This is a genomic window from Streptomyces sp. NBC_01244 (assembly GCF_035987325.1).
Taxonomy (GTDB): Bacteria; Actinomycetota; Actinomycetes; order Streptomycetales; family Streptomycetaceae; genus Streptomyces.
The window spans coordinates 9,478,814-9,500,493 of sequence record NZ_CP108488.1; the positions used below are offsets into that span (position 1 = coordinate 9,478,814).

Sequence of the window (21,680 nt, forward strand, 5' to 3'; positions counted from 1 at the left end):
AGCAGCGGCAACATCGAGTGGAAGGCGCCTGCTCTAGTACAGGCCTTGCATCTGGCCAGTTGAGCGGGGCTGTGCGTACGACGTACGTTCAGAGCGCGTACACCGTACAAGCCACTAGAGGGGCTTCTCATGCAGACCGTACTCATCTCCGGTGGCGGCATCGCCGGGCCCGTCCTCGCCTACTGGCTGCGCCGCCACGGCTTCGCGCCCACCGTCGTCGAACGCGCTCCGGGCCGACGCCCCGGCGGCCAGGCCGTGGACATCCGCGGCGTCGCGCTCCAAGTCGTGGAGCGGATGGACCTGCTGGAGCAGGCGAGCAGGGTACGGACCCGCATGCGCGGCATGTCGATCCTCGACCCCGACGGCCACGAGGTCGACCGCTCCACCGAGGCGACCTTCAGCAGCGGCCGGCTCGACAGCGAAGACATCGAGGTGCTGCGCGAGGACCTGGTCCGGATGGTGCACGAGCACGCGAGCGCAGGCGTCGAGTACCTCTTCGGCGACAGCATCACCGCGCTCGACGAAGACGAGACCGGGGTACGCGTCGACTTCGCGCACGGGCCGTCCCGAGTCTTCGACCTCGTGGTCGGGGCCGACGGCCTCCACTCCACCGTACGGCGCCTGGCCTTCGGTCCGGAGGAGCGTTACGCCCATCACCTGGGCAGCTACCTCTCGGTGTTCAGCGCGGACAACTTCCTCGCCCTGGACCACTGGCAGGTGTGGCTGCGGGACGGCGACGCGGGCTTCGGCATCATGCCTGTACGCGGCAACACCGAACTCAGGATCGCCTTCGGCTTCGAGTCCGCCCCTCTAGCCCACGACCTCCGCGACGGCGCCGCCCTCCGGCAACTCGTCGTCGACAAGCTCGCGTCGATGCGGTGGGAAGGGACCCGCCTGGCCGAGGCCGCCCGGCAGGCGCCCGACTTCTACTGCGACGCCATGGCCCAGATCCGCATGGACCAGTGGTCGCGGGGCCGGGTGACTCTGCTGGGAGACGCCGGCTACTGCCCTTCCCCCCTCTCCGGGCAGGGCACCAGCCTCGCCCTCGTGGGCGCCCACGTGCTGGCCGACTGCCTGGCCCAGGGCATGGGCGACCACCGCACCGCGTATGCCCGCTACGAGCAGCGGATGCGCCCCTTCGGCACCCTCAACCAGGCCCTGGCCACCGAGAATCCCGGCGGACCCGCCTCCGAGGCATCCCTCGGGCACGCCAAGAACGCACTCTCCCTGGACAGCTGATGTCCTGTCCCGAACGGACACCAAAGCACGCAGGAGCAGCGCTACGGGGCGATAGGCAGAGGACGGGAGCGTTCGGGGTGGGCGGCGTTCAGGTAGCGCATCGCGGTGATGGGAGCGAGTCCGAAGAGGCGGATGAGGTGGACGGGGTCTTCGGTGTGCCGGGCCTCGTCGAGGATGCGGTCGGCGCGCAGACGGCCGGTCTGGAGACCGATACGCCGCAGCGGTGTGTTGATGGCGCTGCTGCTGATGCGTGGGTGGGTGTCGTCGTCGCAGGTTTGTGCGGTGACCAGGAGGTGGGGGTTGGTGCCGGCGGGCCAGCGCCGGTGCCGCTCGGCGAGCCAGGCGGTGATGAGCTGGTGGGTGAGTTCGTCGAGGTAGACGATGTGATCGAGGCGCCCGGTCCTGCGTACGGTCAGCTGTCCGCGGCTGCGGTGGAGATCGTCAAGGAGGAGACCGCGCTGGTCGTGGACGCTCAGGGCGTGGACTGCGGCCAGGGCAAGGCTGAGCTTGTTGCGGACCTGGGGCAGCCGGTCCAGGGCTCCGGCGAGCTGTTGATCCGGCATGGGTCGGGGCAGCGGCCGGGCGGTGGTGAGGCTGATGTTGCGGGCCGGGTCCCGGAAGATCAACTTTTCGCGTTTCAGTGCGCGGAAGAACGAGTGGATGGCGACGCCGGTGCCCTTCCTTGGCTCGCCGGTGAGTCCCGCGAGCGCGTTCTGGACGTGGTCGCGGGTGATGGCGCGGAGGTCGTCGATGCCAGCCTCGTGCCAGGACTGTAGGCAGGAACGGACGCGGCGCACGTAGCCGCAGACGGTGGAGGGTGCCAGGGGCAGGCTGGGCTGTGACCCGGTATTGCACAGAACGTCGATCCAGCGGTGGACCCCGTCACGGAAGGGAGCCGGCACGTCGTCGGCGTGGCGGCGGGCGGAGGCGAGGAAGGCGTCGGACTTCGCGTCGGGGACCAGGAGGCCAACCGAGCGGAGGTAGTTGATCACTCTTGGAGCACAGCAGCCCTCGCGGCGGGCGAGGAGGCGGATGTCAGCTTCGTGGATCGGGGCGTCCACACCGAGGTGTGAAAGGAGGAGCCGTAGGGCGTTCAGGCTCGGCTGGCCGCTGATCACGCTCCAGCCACGTGCCCGGATGTAGGTGGAGAACCCTTCCACGAGCCGTTGTGCGGCCGGGGTGAGCGGAGGCCGGGGACGGCCGTCGAGGCGGGTCCAGTCTCTGGGCAGGTGAAACATCATGAGCTGGCCGGGCAGGCCCAGGTGCTCGGAGACCGGGCGGGCAGCCGTGCGGGAGCCACCGACCACGCTGCGTCGCTTGCTCTGTAGGCGGCGGTGCCCGTAGAGGCCGGTCTGTTCGCCGGCCCGGTTCACGGTTGTCCGCTGACGCGGCGCGTAGGGGCCGCCGAACCACAGCTGGTCGGCGCCTTCCAGGGCAATCCCGTCGATGTCGTACGCGGTCTCGGCGAGGAAGCGCACACAGCGTCGGCAGTAGCCGTCGTGTAGCGGCAGCTCACGCTCGCAGCGGTGGCAGCAGCCGGTCGGGTGCCGGTAACGCCACATCTCGCATTCCGTGCACCGCTGGACGTTCTCGTTCGTCCAGGCCAGGCAGTCGTGGCAGCTGCCCTGGCCCTTGGACCACCAGGCCGGAACAAGACGCGGCCTGGCACGGTCCAGGAGCCCGGCTCGCTTCAGGGCTTCGTGAAGGGTGGGGCGCATCTGCGGGAGGTCGGCGAGCGTTTCGGGAGCGACGAGGTGGTCGGTGGGAGGGCGGGAGGCGAGCGCGAGGCGGGCGCCGTCTCCGGTGTGGAACAGCCACGTCGGGCTGACGCCGCGCTCGGCGGCCATCGCGGTGAGGGCGGTGAGGACGAGGCCGAGGCCGGGGATGTCGCGGCCGCCGATCCGTCGTCCGTGGTCCCGGGTGAAGGCTCGCGGCCAGGGCGCGAAGAGGCCGAGCTGGCCGGGGACCTCTTCGACGCAGACGCCCGGATCATCCTGCCGCTCGGCGTGCTGGCCCCGGGCCCATACGGGCCGGTGGGCGGCCGGGCCTGTTGCTGCATACCGGGGTGGGAAGCTCCTCAGGGGTAGACCCACGATTTCCAGGGCCAGTTGCCGAGGCCGCCCAGGCGCCAAATCCTGGCGCTGGATTTCGGCCTGCAGCCAGTCCTCGTCCTCACCGAGGCGGACGGAGGTCCGGCATCCCCGGCACGTTCCGTCGACACCGACGATCGCCGGCCAGCCGCAGCGTCGGCACGCGGCCTGCCGCAATCTTCCCGTCTTCATCCGGTACGTCTCCGCCCGGCAGTCCACGCACAGGCCCATGCTTGTGACCCGGCCCCACAGCCCACACAGCCCGCACGACCCAGCCTTCCTCGCGGTCATGGGTCAGTTCGGCGGGAGGCCGCAGGGCGCGCCGCGGCCACCTGGCTGCCTCGGTACCGGCCTTCCGCCGCTTCCGGCCCGCGGACGCTCGCCGGCCGCCGCCCTGAGATCGGGCTCCGCCGTCCCGGTGGCGGCGACGGGCTCGGCCTCCATCAGGTCCGCGACCGTACAGCCGAGTGCGGCGCAGATCATGTCGAGGTCTTCCAGCCGGACTGTCACCGGCTTGCCTGACCACAACGCGGCCACCTTGCTCAGCGACGGGGTGAACCCGACCTCTTCGAACGCGGCCTTGAGGTGACTGGGTCGCCAGATGTCCCGCTTCGCGGCCGCCCACCGCAGGTTCCACTTCACCGTGTCACGCCTCCCCACTCCAGCCGGCGAACAGCACGCCGGGACGATTCCAGACTGGACCGCTCGGGGTCGCCCTTCGCGGTGGCCAGGTAGCCGACCGTCGTGGTTGGCCACTCGTGCCCGAGCAGTACCTGCACATCCCACAACGGCATCCCCGACTCGTAGTTGTGGGTCGCGCACGCGTGCCGCAGCAAATGCGGGAAGAGCACCGTCACCGTGCCCGACAGATGTGCAAGCGACGCGGCGCGCAGCGCCCGGCGGAAGGTGTCCGCGTGGACCGGTTCCGCCCCCGCCACGTCCGACGCGAGGGAGGTCGGCAGCCGCTCGGAGGGGAAAAGCGGTGCGTACGGGTCGAGGGGATCATCGTGGAACAGGCCCCGGATCTCCTCGACGTACCACCACAGCAGCTCACGACCCTCGGCGAACATGAACGCCTCGCGCTCCCGGGCACCGGAGCCGCGGGCGCCTTTGCCCCGTACGAGGAAGCGGCCCCATTGGCCGTTGTCCCAGTGCAGGTCCCCGAGCCGGACCAGGCACAGCTCGGTCGCCCGCACCCCGGAGAGGTAGGCGACCTTCGCCATGACGTAGTTCCGGACCGCGACCGGGTACTTCCGTGAGTCCGCGAGGACACCGCGCCAGGCGGTGAAGAACACCTTCATCTCCGCCTGGGACGGCGGGATCCTCAGCCCGAAATCACCCCGGTGCCGGGGCCGGTTGAACGCGTCCACCGGTGAGGCGACCGCCGCCCCGAACCGGCGCAGGATCTCGCCGGCGTAGCGCTGCTCCAGGAACGCGAAGTAGTGGTCGATCTTCGTGATCTTCTGCCGGTTCGTCGAGTGAGCGCGTTTACCCGGCCCGGAGAAGTACTGGTCCAGGGCCCGCGGGCTCAGCTCCCACGGCACGATGTCGTAGAAGCCGCACACCTCGATCACCGGCTGGATCAGCTGATTCAGCGTGCTCCCGGCGAGACCGGCGACGTCCCGCGCCCAGCAGTACTCCGCCAAGGTGTCCTGGAACAGAGCCCGCTCGTCGTCCCGCGACGCCCCCGTCGCAGCGCGGCGCTGCAGCGTCACCACATCGGCCAGACCGTCCTGCGGCCCAGCCGATTCTGTCGTCGTACCGCTCCCGCCGATCAGCGTGAAACGGCGGGTACCGGAATCCACCACAAGTAGGAAAATTACGGTGGGAACTCCTGAAATCCTGGAGAAAGCAGCAAATTTTCACACGTTCGCGTGGAACTTCCGCCACCCCTCTTGACCAGTGCGAACAGGACCAACGAAGCATCCAGGGCTCGACCGGAACCCGTCGGAACTCCAGTTGCGCCCTGGCCGCGATGGCCGCCGCCGTCACCCCACCCGGTGAACTGCGCACGATCCCCGACGATCCCGCCGCGATCCGTGCCTTCCTGCGGCCCCGCCCAGTAGGCCTGCTCCTCGGGGTCGGGCCGGCCACCGCCAAAACCCTGGCCCTCCACGGCCTGCACACCATCGGCAACCTCGCCGACGTCCCCCTGCTCACCCTCCAACGCCTCCTCGGTATCGCCCTCGGAAGAGCCCTCCACGAAGCCGCCCACGGCCACGACCACCGGCCCGTCCTCGCCGAACCGATCGCCCAGTCCATCAGCGCCGAGCACCGCTTCCCCACCGACGAACTCGACCCCGTCGAGCACCACCGAGCCCTCCTCACACTGACCGGGCACCTCGGCGCCATCCTGCGCGCTGACCACAAGGCCGCGTCAGCCGTGGCCCTGACCGTGCGCTACGCGGACGGCTCCACCACCACCCGCAGCCGCACCCTCCCGGAAGCCACCGCCCACACCTTCCTCCTCACCCGCACCGCCTACGACCTGTACGCCACGCTCTCCCTGCAACGTGCGCGCGTACGAGCGATCTCCTTGCGAGCACAGGGCCTGCGTGCGGCCGACGAGGCGCCGCGCCAGCTCACCTTCGACCCCGACGTCGACAAGTTGCTGGCCATCGAGGCCGTCGCGGACCGGGCCCGAAACCGCTACGGGGATGGCGCAATCAAGCCCGCCAGCCTGGCGCACGCTGCGCGCTGAACCTCTTGGTCACCTGTATGTGCCGTGGCAGAGCTGGGTGATGGCCGGACTGGTGACCCCGTGCGAGGAGCGGCACAGTTCGGCCATGGAGACACGACCCGGAGCCGGGACCGCAGCCGGGCGGGAGCGCTGAGGAACCGCGGGCTTCGACGTCCGCACCTTGCGCGGCTTCGCCTTCACTTTGGCCTTCACCTTGGCTTTCGAGGCCGGGCGCTGCGGGCTGGACTGCTTCGCTTTCACCCGCTGCCGTACCGTCCGCGCTCCCGTGCCCGATCCGTCGGCCTTCGTCGTGCGGGGCTGTTCCCGGCGAGGGGGTACGGCCGACGGGTTCTCCTCGGGCGCGATCACCACGGCAGGAGCGGGCGGCCGGCTGTCGGGCAACGGCGTCAGCGGCAGCGCCCCACCGGTCTCCCGCTGGGCAGCGGGGGCCGGGACCGAGGCTTTCGTCCGGTCCTGCGGGGGCTTGTTGTCGACGGGGGCGACGGAGACGCACCCCGCCGTGGCCAGGAGGACAGCGAGGAGCAGGGGGAGGGTCCGGCGGTTCACATGATCACTGTCGCGCACACCTGACCCGGTACCACCGAAGGCACGCCCGGCCCCACCGCCCGCGACGGCCGCCAACAGCAGCACACTGTCACCATGCCCGCGAACCGTCTGCCCGCTCAGGCCGAGGCCCGGGTGGGCAGGGCGATCACGGCGGCGGCGGACGCCCGGTCCAGGGCGGTGGAGAAGGCCTTCGCGACGATGACGGCCTCCGTGCCCATGGCCTCGATCTCCGCGACAGCCAGAGCGTCGGCCGCGGCACGGGCCAGAAGGTCGAGTGCTTCGGCAATGCCCTCGACCAGGCGCTGGATCTGCTGGAGTTCCCGGTAGCGCAGGTCGGCCTCGCAGACCTGCGCGGCGTACTCCTCCAGAACCGCGATGCACTGCTCGATGCCGTCCCGGCTGACGCGCAGAGCCTGCCAGCGGGCCGATTGCAGGGCGACGACCTCCACGCGGGAGCTGTCCGCCGCCGTGCCGTCGGACAGCCGGCTGTACTCGCGCAGAACGCTCGCGATCTCCCACACCTGCACCGGGAGGACGACCTCGTTGCGCTGGCGGTCGATCAGATCGAGCCGGTGGACCTGAGAGGCGAGCCGGTGCTCTGGGCCTTCTGTGCGCGGGTGAGGAGCGCCCGGGTGCCTTCGATGAGGTCCCGGTCCTGCACGTAGTGCTCGGCTGCCGCGTCCAGGGTGCGGAGCTCGCGGCTGTACATGACGCCCTGGAAGGCCCGTGCGCCGGCAAGCAGTACGGCGGCGGCTCCGGCGTACGGCCACAGGCCTGCGATCCAGTGCAGGGTCGCGGCCGCGTGAGCCACCCCGGCGGAGACGGTGCCGGGGACCGGTTCCACGTCAGGCGGGGTGGTCAGGAACCACAGCGGCATCATCGCGGCGAGCCCGAGGCAGCGCTTGAGGACGATGGGACCCGCCGCTGCCACGGGGTGAACTTCCGGACCGGCGGCGAGGATCGCGTTGCGGTTGCTGCGGATTTAGTCTCTCAAGGAGGGGTGCCTAGCGCACCACTTGTGTGGTGCGCTAGGCGTCAATCCGAGATGTTGTCTGGCGAAGGTGACGGCAACGAGCCGTCACCTTCTCCGTCTTCTTTGATGACGTTGCGTCTCGACCACGTGGCCAGAGTGGGGCCTCAAATCTGACTACTGCCAGTATCTGAACTCGCCAAACCCGCTTGTTGAAGAGTCTTCGAAATTATGGGCCACGAGTTGCTCGTCATCGTGGAGCAAGAGCAAGTCCAGATCTTGCCGGCGATCAAGCTCGGCGTACAAGAATTGCGCCAACTCTAGATTGTCGCCCCATTTAGGATTTGCACCCGTCAGGTGGATTGTAATTCCGATTGGTGTTCTGTGGGGTGTGGTGGGATCTTCTTGACACTCCTCTCTGCGGTCGTAAATGTGCACCTTTACAGAATCGCCTGAAGTTACAGTGGCTGCTGCTCCGGCGGGGTGTTGATCTTGTTTTCCGCAGAGGATCGACGACAGGGTGTCGGTCAGCTGCTCGATTTCGTCAATGTCAGTGGGCCGGCGGTAGCCCACCTCGAGCTCAAAATCTCCGTTGGCCATGCTTCAATCCTGGTTTTGGTAGACCCTGGTTACGTTCATTGTTCCATGGATCAGGTAGACCTCTTCGACCGTCGAGCCGCGGGTCCACTGTCGAATCCGATTGTTTACCTTGTCCTCCGCCTTCCCGAAGTCCAGGTCGGCCCCCCGGATGTCGAGGTAGACGGCCTTCACGTGCTGCTCATGTGCTTTCTTGAGCCTTTTGTCGACGGCATTATAGGTCGTGGGCGCCTTGAACTCCGAGCGCACGCCATCGACGTAAGCGTCACCGTATCCGTCGGTGTCATCCCGGGACATCACCTTACGCCCATCGAGGGCAAGCGCGAACGCGATGGCATATTCAGCGTTGTCGAATCCCTTTCCACCGTTCTTCATCTTCATCTCCTTGGTGGCCCAAGATTCATCAATTTGCCCAGCCGCTTTCGCTACCAGCGTGGAAGCGTATAGTTCCGTACCCCCTTCGTATGCATTGCAGAACGATTGGTCTCCACCGCGTGAGCGGCACTGGTACTCGAAGCCGTCGCCCACTGCGTCGACCCATTCTGATGCATAGTGCATTCCAGCCAGGATCTGTGCAATGCGTTCACGCTTGAATTTCTCATTGAGGTCGGGGTCCCTGTTATCTTTCTCTTCATCGTACGTCGGAGGCTTCTTTCCGGTGTTCCGGTCACTTCCACTGCCGCCGCCGCCAGTACCGCCGCGGGGGACGCCTCGGCCCTGGCTGGAATTGGGGTCTGTGCTCTCCGTGTGGCCGGTGCCGTCGTCGAGGCCCATGCCCGTCGGGTCGGAGAACGCGAGGGGGTTGTTGGCTCCGTAGGTGTAGCCGTTGAGGGTTTGGTGCCTGCCGAGTTCCAGAAGCGGGTCGACGCTGAGGAACTGGCCAGCGTAGGGGTCGTACTCGCGGGCACCGATGTGGGTGAGCCCGGTGCTGGTGTCGGCGGACTTACTGAGGAAGCGCTTGTCGTCCGGCCAGGTGCCGACGGTGTCGCCGCGGGGGGCGCCGAAGGGGGTGATGTAGCGCTTGCTGACGGTCTGCTCGTCGCCGCTGTCGATGGCGACTGAGGAGGTGCCGTGGTGGTCGCTGGCGAGGAAGGAGACCTTCGAGGTGCCACTCTCGTTGCTGCGGACCGCTACGCGCTGGCCGCCGAGGGTGTAGTAGCGGTTGGCCCACTTCTTGGTGCCTTGGAGGTGGACCTCGGTGGCACCGGCGTAGAGGACGGTTTCGCCGCTGGTGTTGCGGCGGATGAGGAGTTCGCCGTCAGCGTCGTACAAGTACGAAGTGGTGTCGGTTCCCTCTACGAGCTTGCTGAGCTTGTTCTCACCGTTCCAGGTCAGGTTCTGGCTGTCGGTGCTGGAGGGGGCGCGCAGGCGCTTGGTGGTGTTGCCGCTGTCGTCATAGGTGTACTGGTCCGCGACGCCCGTGCAGTCGGCGCCGGTGGTGGTGGCGGCGAGTGCGTGCTTGCGGGTGGTGTCGTAGCAGTAGGTGCGTTTGGTGGTGCTGGAACCGGTGTGCGTGGTTTCCGAGGCGCGCTGGCCGCCTGTGTTGTAGGTGTAGGACTTCCAGTAGGAGGCGGGACCTCCGAGGCTGGCCGTGGTGGGGCCGGTGCTGGCGCAGTCGGCGGTCTTCGGGGTCCAGGCTTCGGTTAGGCGGCGCTGGCCGTCGTAGGTGAAGCACTGGTAGTCGGCCGCGCTGGCACCGCTGACGGTCGCCGCGTCGAAGATCGACTTGATGTTGCCGACGTCGTCATGGGTGTAGGTGGCTTCCTGGACGAGCCCGTGGGTGGGTTCGTAGACGGTGGTGCCCTTGAGGCGGCCGGTGCCTTCCTCGAAGGTGTTGAGGATGTCGACGTCCTTGACGCCGAGGGCGCCGGAGCGGGAGAGCGTCAGTTTCTGGAGCTGTCCGAGGGGCGAGTAGTCGGCCCTCTGGACGTATCCGGAGGTTCCGGATAGGCCGTCCGGCAGCAGGTGGTCGTTGTAGTCGGTCTCGATGGCCTCCGAGGGAAGGCCGCTGGCCGCGGGCTCGACTGCGGTGGAGACGGTGCCGTCTTCCCAGAGGTTCGTCTCGTAGGCGGTGGTCGCCTTGATGGCGCCCGAGGTGACCAGCGGGTCGTCGGCGGGCAGCGTCAGCTCTGTTGTGGCGGGCCGGCCGAGGGAGTCGTACCGGGATATCTCCTTGGTGTAGGCCTTGCCACTCGTGCCGCCGACGTAGCGGACGGCTGCGGTCGGCGCTCCCCGCAGGATCGTGTCGTAAGTCCAGGAGGCCAGCTTGTTGGCGTCCGTGCGGGAGGTCTGCCACTTGTCGGTCTTGCGGCCGAGCTCGTCGTAGGAGTACAGGAGCGTGGTGCCGCGGGCGTCGTCCGTGCTGGAGACCTGGTCCAGGGACGTGTAGTGCGTCGTGGTCGTACCGCGGTCCGGGTCGGTGGCGGTGCGCTGACGGCCGTAGAGGTCGTAGGTGTACAACCACTTGCTGCTGTCCGGACCAGTGACCGTGGCAGGCTTGCCGTCACGGGTGAGCGTGTACTTCACGCTGGTGTAAGCGGTGCCGAGGGTGGCACCGTACGCGGCGTCATCGGGCTGCTCACCCGCGTACGTCCGGGTTTCCGTCGTCCGTCCCAGGGCGTCGGTGATGGTACGAGAGGCCGTGCCCCCGTCAGGGGCGGTGGTGGCTACGGAGTCGCCGGTGTAGTTGGTGATGGTGGACCACTTTTCGAGGCCGTTGACCAACAGCTCTGACGTCGTGGGCCGACCCGCGGCGTCGAAAGTGGTCTTGGTCCGGGGGAAGGGCCCGCCGGCGGCGACGGACGCGTAGATGCCGTCCGGTTTGGCTTCAGTGCCGTCTTTCAGTTTGTCTTGCCAGGCGTCGGCATAGGTGTCGTCGGCGAGGCCGCGGGAGTCGTAGCGGGTGCCGGTGAGGATGCGTCCGCCGTTGGGGGAGGGGCTCTGGGTCTGCAGCGGGCGCAGCAGGGAGTCGGAGATCGAGTAGACCGAGGGCCGGTAGGTGGCGTTGTCGTGCTTGAGACGGGTGACTGAGGTCCAGGGTGCGGATCCGCGCTTGTAGGAGTACCCGTACTTGACGTTCGGGGAGTGTCCGGCGGCCTGACTGCGGTTGGGGAGCCAGCTGCCGGTGACACGGCCAAGCGCGTCATAGGAACTGCTGGTGAAGTCCTGGTTCGCGCCTTCGACCTTGATCACCGCACCGCGGGCGGGGTCGAAGTATGTGTAGGTCCGGTGGGTCTGCCCGTTCGATTCCAGCTTGGGCGCGGCGCCCACAGTGGCCGTGAGGGGGCCGACTGCCGTCGGGGTGTAGGCGGTCGTGGCGGTGTTGCCTGCCGCGTCGGTGGCACTCAGGGGCCGGCCGAGGCTGTCGTAGGTGGCGCTGGAGAGCTTCTGCCAGCCGTCCGCCTCGGACGGGGTCCGCGGGTTGGTGCCGTTGGCGGCCGGGTAGGCCTTGGCCCGGCCGGTCCAGGTCGCCAGGCCCTTGGTCGGGACGCGCCCATCCTTCCAGCCGGTGACCGTGGCGTCGTCGTAGACGGTGGCGGTGTCGGAGATGACATCACCACGGCTGGTGAGCGAGGTAGGCAGTGTCAGCTTGTCATCGGTGACGTCGTTGCCGTCGGTATCGGCGCACGCCTGGCCCACGGTCCGGGTACGGGAGACGAGACTGGTCAGGCCCACGTCTTCGTTACGGGCGTACCAGGTGTTCGTGCAAGTGTTGTCGCCGCTCTCGGAGAGGTCACCGAAGGCGTTGACTCGGGTGATCATGCCGAGGTCGTCGTACTGGTAGTCGGTCTGGGTCCTGCGGAAGGTGCCCGGGGTGGTGAGGTAGGCGTAGCCGGACGCGCGTGAGGTATAGACCCGTGAGGCGGTGATGGTCTTGTCGACGACCTGCTTGCCTTCGCTGTCCTTCTTGTAGACCGTCTGGGCAGCTGTGTTCGTGTACCCCGGGAAATTCAGGGACGCCGAGAGGACGGCTGCTCCGTTGTAGGTGACGGACTGGCGCAGGAACCCGGCGAGCTGGTCGTAGTCGGTGGTGTCCGAGATCTCGATGGAGCCGGCGCCGTCGATGTCGATGACGGGTACCTTGTTGGTGCGCGTGACCTTCGGGTCGGCCGTCTTGTCGCCGTACATGCCCTGCATGTACACGTTGGTGGTCTTGGAGCGGTTGGAGTCGACGCCGACGTAGGTGGTGACCCGGCCGTATCCGCGCCAGCTGGACCAGGTGCGGTCCTCCTCCTTGGTCATGGGGTCGTCGTTGTAGCGCCAGGCGGGCTTCTCGTACTCGTATGAGGTGGAGACGGTGGCGGCGGTGACGGCGTCCGTGGTGGTGACGTTGGTGACGCGGTACTTGTGGAACCAGCTCAGCGCGGTCGGGCCGCCGTTGGGCTTCCACTTCACTGGGTAGCAGGGCCGGGTGGCGTCGGTGTTGTTGTCTTCCGCGGTCGGCATCTTGGTGCCGCTGACACACTGCGGGTCGGTCAGGTTGATTCTGGTTGTCGCCCCGGTCTCCGAGGTGATGGTCTGCATGCGGGGACGGTTGAACGCCAGAATGTTCTCGCGCGGCACGTCGATGCGGTTGGGCAGGTTCTGGTACTGGAAGTCGACCGGGTCCAGCTTGAGGTCGGTGCCGTTCTTGCCGGTGCGGACGATCGACTTGAGGGCCAGGATCTTCTCGCTCGGAGCGTTGAGATCGACCGGTGGCCTGTACGCCGAGTCAAGGGCGTAGCTGTCGACGTCGGTGAAAGCGTCCGGCTCGAGCGCGGTGGACCACACCTGCGTGTTGATGTCGGTCAGGCGCTTGCGGGTGAAGAAGGAAGGCCCCGTGGCCCGGCAGTCTGTCGCTGTGCTGGCGCAGATGGAGTCGAAGGGGACGTCGGGCCAGTTGTCGGCGGTGTCCTCGGTGAGTGAGGAGCAGTCGGAGTCGCAGCGCTCCTCATAGGTGAAGGCGACCCGGCCGGAGGCTATACCGGTGAAGAGCGCGCCGGCCCGCTGCCCGTACTTGATCTCCTTCAGGTAGCCACCGCGCGTGTAGGAGCCCAGCGCCGTCTTGTCGCCGTTCTTCGCGTAGTAGTTGCCCTCCTTGGTGTACCAGTACGTGGAGGCGTTGCCCTGCAGGTCCTGGACCAGGTCCAGGTTCCAGCGCCAGGCCTGCTGAACGGAACGCCCGGAGAAGGTAGTGGTAGCGCCCTTCTTGTAGCCGGGCTCTTTCTCGTCGTCACCGAAGACGGGAACGGTCCACACCGAGTTGGTCTCGGTGCCTGCGGGTGCGCCAGGGAGCTTGTTCAGGCCGAACGTGTAGGTGGTGCCGTTGCCGGTGACCACCTTCCAGTACTCGCCGTCCTTGTCGTCCGGGTTGGTGTCGGGGTCACCGTCGTCGGTGCTGCCGGCGCCATATCCGCGGATGACCTTCGTGCCGTCGTCGTTCTTCAGGCGCCAGGTGTTGCCCTTCGTATCGGAAGGGTCCTTGACGAGTTCGTTGGCCTTGCCGTTCAGGACGAGGGAGGCGTTGTCGTACTTCCAGCACAGGTCGTACTTACCGGCCTGACCATCGTCCTCGCACGAGCCGTACTTGCGCTCGATGTAGGAGGAGGTCAGATCGAAGCCCTCACCGACCTGGGTCCCCTGGTTGTTGGTGTTGGCCGTGCGGCCGTCGAGGGACCCCGTGTCGTAAGACAGCGACAGCGCCGGCATGGGGCCCGCTGCCGCGGGCGGCACCGTGATCGGGTAGGACCAGCTGAACGATCCAGATGATCCGCCGGCCTCCCAGGTGGAAGAGCTGGCGAGCGGGGTGGCCTTGTAATCGCCACCGCCCGAGGACGAGGCGAGGGTCGTGGCCATCACCGCGAGCACCGTGGTTGCGGCCGAGGCGGCACCCATCGACGGCGGACTGAGCGGCTCGACCTGACCCCGGACCAGGACGCTGCGCGTGGGGGCCGGCTTGGATCCGGCCACGGTGACGGTGGCGGACAGCTCATGACTGGCGAGGTTGTTGCTGGACGCCACGGGTGTCGTCGTGCGGCACTCCGCCTTGCCCGGAGTGGTCAGCGCGCATGCGGGCATGACGACAAGGCCCAGGCGCGTGGACCAGGAGCCGCCGACGGCTGCTGCGAAGGAGTCGTAGTTCACCGCGACCCGTGCGCTGCCCGGGGTGGCGGCGGTGGCCGTGAACAGCACACCGGTGATACCCGCCTTGCGAGCGGCCTGCTGGTCCAGCACCCGCACCGTGGCCTGTCCAGAAGAGGCGGCTATGCCCGAGCGGGCGGTCGTGCCCGGAGAGCGGAGGGTCACCATCGAGCCCCGGGGCGGGGCGTTGTTCATGTCGCCCGTGAGGGTGGTGGCCTTGGGCCAGGTGTTCTTCGGGTTGGCCTTGGCGCGCTCGGCCTGCGCCTTGTCCTCGGCCTTCAGTTTGGCGATCAGGTCGGCTGAGGCCATCGTGGCGACCGGTACCGAGGTCACCTTGGCAGGCCGGTGCTGGGGGCTCGATGGGCGGCCGGGTGCATCTGCGGCGCTGGCGAGTGGTGCGATCGCGCCGGACACGGATATGGCCAGGGCGAGGACTCCGATGATCGGTGTTCTCGCCAACGGACTTCTTTTGAACACAAAATCTCCAGAGCGGACGAGCCGCGGGGTAGGGGTGTGTGTGACTGGTGATGGGCACACGGCGTAGACATGGGGGCCGGCAGGCCGGGGCCGCGGTCTGCGGCCCCGGCCGCTAAGCGCGGGCCCTGGCTGCCCTCCAGAGGGCAGCGGTGTCTGGACTAGGTGAAGTCCATCACCTGGGTGGTGTTCTTCATGGCTCCGGACCACAGACGTACGTCGTTGATCTTCCCGGGCAGGTAGTTGCCCCAGGTGCCGTTCTCAAGGAGGCCCTTGCCGACCGCGAAGGTCGTGCCGTCGGAGGCGGGGGCGTAGTAGTTTTCCTTTTGAGAGACGGGGCGGCCGTCGAGGTACAACGTCAGCTGGTTGTCCTGAGCGTTGTGGACGACGGTGATCTGTGTAGATGTCTTGAGATCTGCGACCTCGCTCTCCACCCAGTACTTCTCGCCGCTGGAAGTGAGGCGGCCGAAGTACCACTTGCCGACGATGGAGTGCACTTCCTCACCGTCAGGGTTGTGGCCGCCTGGGATTTTTTTGTCCATCTTGAACCAGAGGCCCCAGGCCGCCCCGCTGCTGGCCCGCTGGCCCAGGACTTGCGCGACGTAACCGTCTTCCTTGGCCGCGAGTTTTGCCTTGTCGAGTTCGACGTCGGCGGTCGCGGTGAACGATCCCATCTCATCGACGAGCGGTCCTGCGGCCCATCCGTCGCCGCTGGTTCCGTTGAGGACCAGCTTCCCGCCGGCCACGGTCGCGCCCGAGGACAGGTTCAGATCCCGGTTGTAGCCGGAGGTGTCCGTCAGGACGCTTCCCGAGGCGGTGTCGGGGTTCCAGCGGGCCGAGAGTTCGACCAGGTTCCTGCCGGTGGTCATGTCGTGCATCTGCACATCCGCCTTCAGTGAGTCGGGGCTCAGTGCGGACTGCCAGACGGTCACCTCGTCGATGAGGCCGGGGAAGTCGTTGACCCAGGCGCCACGGTGCTTGTTCCGTCCGATGGTCAGCGGGCCCTTCGCAGCCACGGGCGTGAAGCTGGATGGCAGGTCGAGTCCGCCCTGGAAGTTGCCGTTGACGTACAGCCGAAGCCGCTTGGTCTCCTTGTCGGGGTCGTTGTCGGCGTTGTTGTCGTACTCGACGGCGACGTGGGTCCAGACCTTGGGCACGGTTTTCGCGGTGGCGTTGACGACGTATTTGGTGGTGCTGGCGCTGGAGTCATCGGTGGTGGGCAGCGTGACCGACCAGGTTCCGCCCGCCTTGTGGCTGATGGTGACCGCGCTCATGTACTCGCCGGCTATGCCGGCCATGGAGAAGTCGGTATCGACCCGGTCGGGGCGTACCCAGCCCGCGATGGTGAAGGGCTTCTGGGTGTTGATCACGGACCCGGAGGTCGCCGCGTAGTCGTCGACGCCGTCGAGCTTGAGGGCGGTGTCCTCGTGTTCGATTTTGGGGAGCCAGCCGCGGCGGCCGTCCGAGGGGCGGGTGGCACCGTTGCGCAGATCAGCCGGGTCGGGCGAGACGTCGTTGGTCGCGGTGTCCTTGGCATCGTCACCGGACATGTCGTAGAAGTTCCAGTGCGCCACCGGGGCGGGATCCTCCGCGACGGCGAACCGGAACTGCGCGGTCAGACCCTTGCGCCCGCCGGCCACATCGTCCAGGCCCCTGACGTAGAGCACGTTCAGTCCTGGATAGCGCGGGGCAACCTTGACGGACACGGACGAACCAGCCGCCGCCGACGCCGGGAGCCATTTCGTGTCCCCGGTGACCCTGTACTCGTACCCGACGACCTTGGAGTCTTCGCCCACGGCCGGACGGAAGGTGAACTTGCCCGGCTCTCCCGGCATGCCCTTAGCAGTACAGCTGCTTGAGTCGCACTCGCTGTAGGGATCGACGGACGAAATCCGTGGCTCCTTGGGAGCTGAGGCATCCAGCTTGAAGTAGCAGGTGACGTAGTTGCTTCCCGCGGTCGCCGCGTTGGCGGCGAAGGATCTGGTCCATGTGAGCACGCGGTACGTCTTACCGTCCTGCAAGGTCGGCATCAGCTCTGGTTCGGCGCGGACCTGTGTATTGGCCCCGTAGTAGTTGTTGTTGGGGCTGTCGATGAACGGGCCGGAGTTCACCTTGACCCAGCTCGCCCCGTCCTGCCGTTCGATGAGGAAGGCCACGCGCAGCCGGGCCTCCAGCTCGCCACCCGGATAGACCTCGGTCGTGGCGCGCAGCTCGGGCTTTTCGTGTGAGATGGTCGTTGCTTCAGCGAGGTCCTTCTCGCACGGGGTGCCGTCGACGCTCTGGCCGGTGGGGGCCGCGGGGTTGCCGATGAAATCCACGGAGAGCGCAGCGTCGTTCCTAAAGCGCTGCCAGAAGCTTGTGTCGCCCTCGTTCTCTGCCCGCAGCTCCAGAGTCAGCTTCGTGTTGCCGGTCGCCCAGGCCTGGACCGTGGGAGTGAGGTTCTCGTCCGGTTCGTCGGGATTGTCATTGAACTTGATGGGCGCGGCCGGGGAGTTCGGGTCGCATGCCGATCCCCGTCCCGCGGACACAGCGCGGTCACCCATCAGGTCCAGGTAGGCCGGCTTGTTTCCCCAGGTCGTCGACTTGGTGAAGGCACTCGCCGTGCGTACGAGCCAGACGTTGCGCGGTTCACACTGGAAGGCCCATGCCTCCGTGATGGTGAAGGTCGCGTCCAGGACCCTCTTGCCGCGCAGGTTGTCCGGCGTGAACTGGAAGTAGAGCCGCTGCAGGTACCCCGAACCCGTACCGCACTTGTAGCCGTGCCAATACCCGCACTGGCCCACACCCTGGCCCAGCTGGTCTTCGGCGTTCTCCCAGTCGTAGTCCTCATGTCCGTCGTTGCGCAGCAGCAGGCGCTCCACGTCTTCGTCCGCGTTGACCTTCGGGTCGATGTACAGAGGGAAGGCGGAGGGGTTCTTCTGTGCCATGAGTTTGGCGTCCGGGACGACGGTGAGGCTCGTGGCGTCTACGTTCAAGCCCAGGGTCGCCGTTTGGTCGCCGAGGCCGGGGCCGTCGAACGGCGACGGTTCACCCTCACCCTCGCCGGCCCCGGGGCTCGGTTCGTCGGTCGTCACCGCGGCGACGGTGTTCATGACGGTGGAGGCCGACTTGGCCGTTGCCTGGACCGGCGAGCTTTCTGGCCCGCTTGAGTCCCACATCTGGGCCGGCGGCGCTGAGAAGACCGTCTGACCGTCGCTGTTCCAGGCGGTCAGCCCGTTCTCCTTGGACCCGGAGACCTCAAGCCCGTTGGCCTTGAGCGCGAACTTGACTTCCTTCAGCTCCGGGCTCGCTGCGGCCTCGGGGGTCTTAACAACGAGTACCTCGCGGAAGCCCCCTACCGTGGCCGTCATACGGAGGTCGACGCCGGGCAGTACCTCCGGGTAGGTGGCACTGTCTCCCTCGAGCGTCGGCTTGGGCAGGGGCTTGCCCCAGCCCAGCGCGAGGGTACGGCCGTCCTGCTCGATCTCCACCAAGTCTGATCCGGCACCGCCGCCCGAGAAGCTCAGGCCGACGATGGTGGCTTTCGGCCCCACCGTTCCGTCCGGCCGGGTCACCAGCGTCGCATCAGGCTTGACCCAGGCACCATCCGCGCTCTTCACCCGCACGGGCACGGCCGACTGGACGAGACGGAACGATGCCCCGTCAGGGTTCGCGTAGGTGGTGGTGAACTCCGAACGTGCGCCCACGAGTTCCACACGCTGGCCGCTCTCGGCGGCCTCTTTCAATGCTTGCTGCCCCTCAGGCAGCGGCGCTTCCGATGCGGATTTCGGCGCACCAGCGCCGTAAGCGGGTGAAACTCCAACGAGCAGAGCCACACCGATCGCGGCACTCAGAGCACGGCGAAGCCGTCTCCCTTGTCTTACTGACACTTGCCCACCCGAGAAGAAGGATGAGGGCCTCCCTGGCCCCCACGGCGGCGAAATTCTGCGCGCCGCAGAGCAGAGGCTAAACATTAAATTAAAGTTGATCAATACCGGCCCGAAGAGTCGTTGATCATGCTAGGGAGTATTTGCATCCACAATTCACCCCAAGTGGCCGCAAGCGACATTACGTTTTATGTAGGTCCTTATGGTAGGTTTTGATAAATTCAATATAAATGGTACAAGTAGATTTCCGCCAGCTCCCTGGCCTGGCTGGTTCCAGCTCAAGGTCCGTGGCGAGGCTCGGCCTTGAGGTCTTGTCGCCCGAGTGCAACAGAGCCTCGACTTTCCTGTCCGCGAAGTTCCCGCGCTCGTAAGCGCAGTCTTTGGCGTGGGATCGCGCCGGGGTAGCTGCATAGTTGGCGGCCCGGCGCCCCTGGAGAGGCAGTCGCCAGATTTCTCAAGTACGACGAAATCGTCGGGTATGACCAGACCGGCGCCCGTGAAATTTCTTCGTATGTGAGCGGTGCGTCAGGCGTGGCCGATCGCGGGCGGGACCACCATGCGGGCACGGGTGGGCTGGGTGGTACGGTCCGCGTCTGTGATCAAGTGCGCACGGACGTGAGCAGGGTGTATCCCCGCGTCCGGTCAGACGTTTTCAACTGGGGGCCTCCTATGTCGTACCGCCGCACGTCCCGGCGACTTGTCTCTCTCGCCGTCCTCACCGCTCTCGCGGCGGCCGGGGGCCCAGTGGTCCTTCCCGCGGCCGCCGCGCCGGGGCCGTCGGCGGAGGTTGAGGCCCTGGCGGGACTGCCGAGGATTTCCAGGGACGCTCGGGTGTTGGGTGGGGGTCCGGGGGGTTTCCTCACTAGGGAGAGCGGCGGTTACGAGGCGACCTGGACGCGTTACTCGGACGGCTCGGCCACGCGGATAGGTCTCTTTGCGACCGGCGACGTGGAGGTCGGTGCAATGTCCGACACGGTGGTCGAGGACAGCCGGCCTGTGCGACTGCACCACATGGACACCGGGACCACCAGCGAGGTGGACGTGTTCGGGATGGGCTACAACTACCTCGGCGCTGTGGGCACGACCCTCATCGCTCTCGGCCCCCGGCCGGGGGAGACTCCGCTGCTGCACTTGCTCGGCGACCCCCGGAAGGGGATGACGGACCGGGCTATCAGTGGCCTGCCTCGCGGCATCCTGACTGACAGGGTTGTCGCGTATGGCGATGGTGCCTTCGTCTACGAGTACGAGACCGGTGACAAGGAGGACCCGGTGATTCACCACGCGGTCGTCGATGTCGCTTCCGCGCGCATTGTGAACACCTACCGGGTGTGGAGCTCCTGGGGGGATGTGGCTCTCTCGGGTACGCACGTCGCCTGGATCGGTAGGGCCAATGATGTGGACGGCACCGTCGTCCGTATCGCGAAGCGCGGCTCGTCGACCGTGTCTGTGACCAAGGTCGGGCAGATGGGTGACCGTCCGTTGCTCGGCCTGCTGGGCGGCTGGTGGCTCGCCGCCCCGCAACGGAACGACCCATCCGACGATCACGCCCTGTATGCCCGCCCTCTGGGCGGGGGCGCGCCGCGCAAGGTGATGGACTCCGTCGCCTCTTACACCCCGGGCCTGGCTCCGGGCGGGGCCCTGCTGGTCAAGGGAGGTACGGTCGCCCACGGTGACGGGCTCTACCGCATCACCCTGGGCTCCGACGGGCTCCCGCACGCCGAGATCATCGCCACGATGAAGCCGCCCACTGAGGTGACCCTTGTGCGCGAGGAGATACCCACCACCGTCGACCTCTCCCGCACCCCGAAGGCCGTCCTGCGGTGGAAGCTGTCACGCGAAAACGTCCGCACGGAGTTCATCCTGCACAACGTGAGGACCGGCAAGCGCGGCCACTACTACGACGAGGACATCCTCCGGCCGGAGAAAACCGCAAGCGGCTTCTTCGAACTCCACTGGGACGGACTGCTGAACGGCATGCATAGGCCGGCTCCCAACGGGGAGTACGAATGGCAGATCATCGCCAGGCCGCGCGACGGCATCGGCCGCACCCTCGTCGTGAACGGCCAGTTCACCGTCTCCCGGGACGCGGCACCGCACGACCTGACCGACGACGGCACGCCCGACCTCCTCTCCCGCACCGATGACGGGCACCTCATCAGCCAGAACACCCTCTACGACAAGGGTGTGATATCCAGCTCGTCGCCTTACGAGACGGACCTCGGCAGCTTCTGGGGGAAGTACACCGCACTCGTGGCCGCCGGCAACGCTGGCGGCTCCCGGCATGCCGACCTCCTGGCCCGTGACGGGGAGGGCGTCCTGTGGCTCTACACCGGGAAGGGTGACGGCAAGTTCGCGGCCCGGAGCAAGGTCGGGGGCGGCTGGAACACGTACGACGAGCTGGCCGCGGGCGGCGATGTGACCGGCGACGGGAAGGCCGACCTGCTCGCCCGTGACAAGGACGGCGGGCTGTGGCTGTACCGGGGCACCGGTACGGCGGCCGCCCCGTACGCGACGCGCAAGCGGATCGGCTCGGGCTGGGGCCAGTACGACGCCCTGGTCTCGGCGGGCAACATTGCCGGCGGCGCGGCGGGCGACCTCCTTGCCCGGGACAAGGCTGGTGTGCTGTGGCTGTACCGCGGTCGTGGCGACGGCACGTTCGGCACGCGCACCCGCGTCGGGTCGGGCTGGGACAGGTACAAGGACCTGGTGGCCTGGGGCGACGCCAACAGGGACGGGACCCCCGACCTCTACGCACGCGACAAGACGGGCAACAGCTGGCTCTACCAGGGCACGGGGGACGCCGAAGCACCCTTCCGCAGCCGCAAAGCCGTAGCTCCGACCTTCAACTACGACCTGCAGAAGTACACCGAAGTCCTGTGACACCAGGCAGACCGCGCAAAACCCCGGGTTCATCACAGGGGCGATGGGCGGCTACGACGGACACAGGACTCCACGTCTCCGCTGGCGAACCTAGACACCGTTCAGCGAGGACCGGGTTCACCGTAGAGCCCAGCACACGGCTGGTGGGCTGTTGTCCCCCGCGTGAGTGACCGCACGCCGTGACCGCCGTGCACACC

Annotated in this window: 12 protein-coding genes; 3 read left to right on the forward strand and 9 right to left on the reverse strand. The window is 67.3% G+C overall.

Going from position 1 to position 21,680, the window contains the following annotated elements; translation table 11 throughout:
* Window positions 1-129 precede the first annotated feature (129 nt).
* Complete coding sequence (locus OG247_RS42215) at window positions 130-1,239, forward strand: FAD-dependent monooxygenase (protein WP_327257259.1); 1,110 nt, start codon at window positions 130-132, stop codon at window positions 1,237-1,239.
* Between the two features lie 41 nt (window positions 1,240-1,280).
* Here the strand turns inward: OG247_RS42215 and OG247_RS42220 are convergent, their stop codons facing one another.
* From OG247_RS42220 to OG247_RS42230, 3 genes are all read right to left on the reverse strand, one after another.
* The gene (locus tag OG247_RS42220; protein WP_327257260.1) at window positions 1,281-3,332 is read right to left on the reverse strand and encodes a tyrosine-type recombinase/integrase; all 2,052 of its coding nucleotides are present in this window, start codon (window positions 3,330-3,332) and stop codon (window positions 1,281-1,283) included.
* A gap of 291 nt (window positions 3,333-3,623) precedes the next feature.
* The gene (locus tag OG247_RS42225) at window positions 3,624-3,971 is read right to left on the reverse strand and encodes a helix-turn-helix domain-containing protein (protein ID WP_327257261.1); all 348 of its coding nucleotides are present in this window, start codon (window positions 3,969-3,971) and stop codon (window positions 3,624-3,626) included.
* Window positions 3,968-5,104 (reverse strand): tyrosine-type recombinase/integrase, encoded by a 1,137-nt coding sequence (locus OG247_RS42230; protein ID WP_442813695.1) that lies wholly within the window; start codon window positions 5,102-5,104, stop codon window positions 3,968-3,970. Before OG247_RS42230 ends, OG247_RS42225 begins: the two co-directional genes overlap by 4 nt.
* 200 nt (window positions 5,105-5,304) lie before the next feature.
* On the opposite strand from OG247_RS42230, the gene OG247_RS42235 reads away from it, so the two are divergent.
* Entirely contained in the window at window positions 5,305-6,030 is a 726-nt protein-coding gene (locus tag OG247_RS42235) for a DNA polymerase Y family protein (protein WP_327257262.1), read from the forward strand.
* A gap of 9 nt (window positions 6,031-6,039) precedes the next feature.
* Here the strand turns inward: OG247_RS42235 and OG247_RS42240 are convergent, their stop codons facing one another.
* The 6 genes from OG247_RS42240 to OG247_RS42265 form a co-directional block, all read right to left on the reverse strand.
* Window positions 6,040-6,576: a hypothetical protein gene (locus OG247_RS42240; protein WP_327257263.1), complete on the reverse strand. Its 537-nt coding sequence runs from the start codon at window positions 6,574-6,576 to the stop codon at window positions 6,040-6,042.
* 116 nt (window positions 6,577-6,692) lie between these two features.
* A complete protein-coding gene (locus OG247_RS42245; RefSeq protein ID WP_327257264.1) occupies window positions 6,693-7,103 on the reverse strand; it encodes a hypothetical protein in 411 nt (136 codons plus the stop codon).
* A 32-nt stretch (window positions 7,104-7,135) separates the two neighbouring features.
* Entirely contained in the window at window positions 7,136-7,507 is a 372-nt protein-coding gene (locus tag OG247_RS42250; RefSeq protein WP_327257265.1) for a hypothetical protein, read from the reverse strand.
* Between the two features lie 216 nt (window positions 7,508-7,723).
* The gene (locus OG247_RS42255; protein WP_327257266.1) at window positions 7,724-8,146 is read right to left on the reverse strand and encodes a hypothetical protein; all 423 of its coding nucleotides are present in this window, start codon (window positions 8,144-8,146) and stop codon (window positions 7,724-7,726) included.
* A 3-nt stretch (window positions 8,147-8,149) separates the two neighbouring features.
* Window positions 8,150-14,722 carry an RHS repeat-associated core domain-containing protein gene (locus OG247_RS42260; protein ID WP_327257267.1) on the reverse strand — a complete coding sequence of 2,191 codons (6,573 nt, stop codon included), beginning with the start codon at window positions 14,720-14,722 and terminating at the stop codon, window positions 8,150-8,152.
* A 176-nt stretch (window positions 14,723-14,898) separates the two neighbouring features.
* Window positions 14,899-18,423 (reverse strand): LamG domain-containing protein, encoded by a 3,525-nt coding sequence (locus OG247_RS42265; RefSeq protein ID WP_327257268.1) that lies wholly within the window; start codon window positions 18,421-18,423, stop codon window positions 14,899-14,901.
* A 1,143-nt stretch (window positions 18,424-19,566) separates the two neighbouring features.
* On the opposite strand from OG247_RS42265, the gene OG247_RS42270 reads away from it, so the two are divergent.
* Window positions 19,567-21,483: an FG-GAP repeat domain-containing protein gene (locus tag OG247_RS42270; protein WP_327257269.1), complete on the forward strand. Its 1,917-nt coding sequence runs from the start codon at window positions 19,567-19,569 to the stop codon at window positions 21,481-21,483.
* Window positions 21,484-21,680 lie beyond the last annotated feature (197 nt).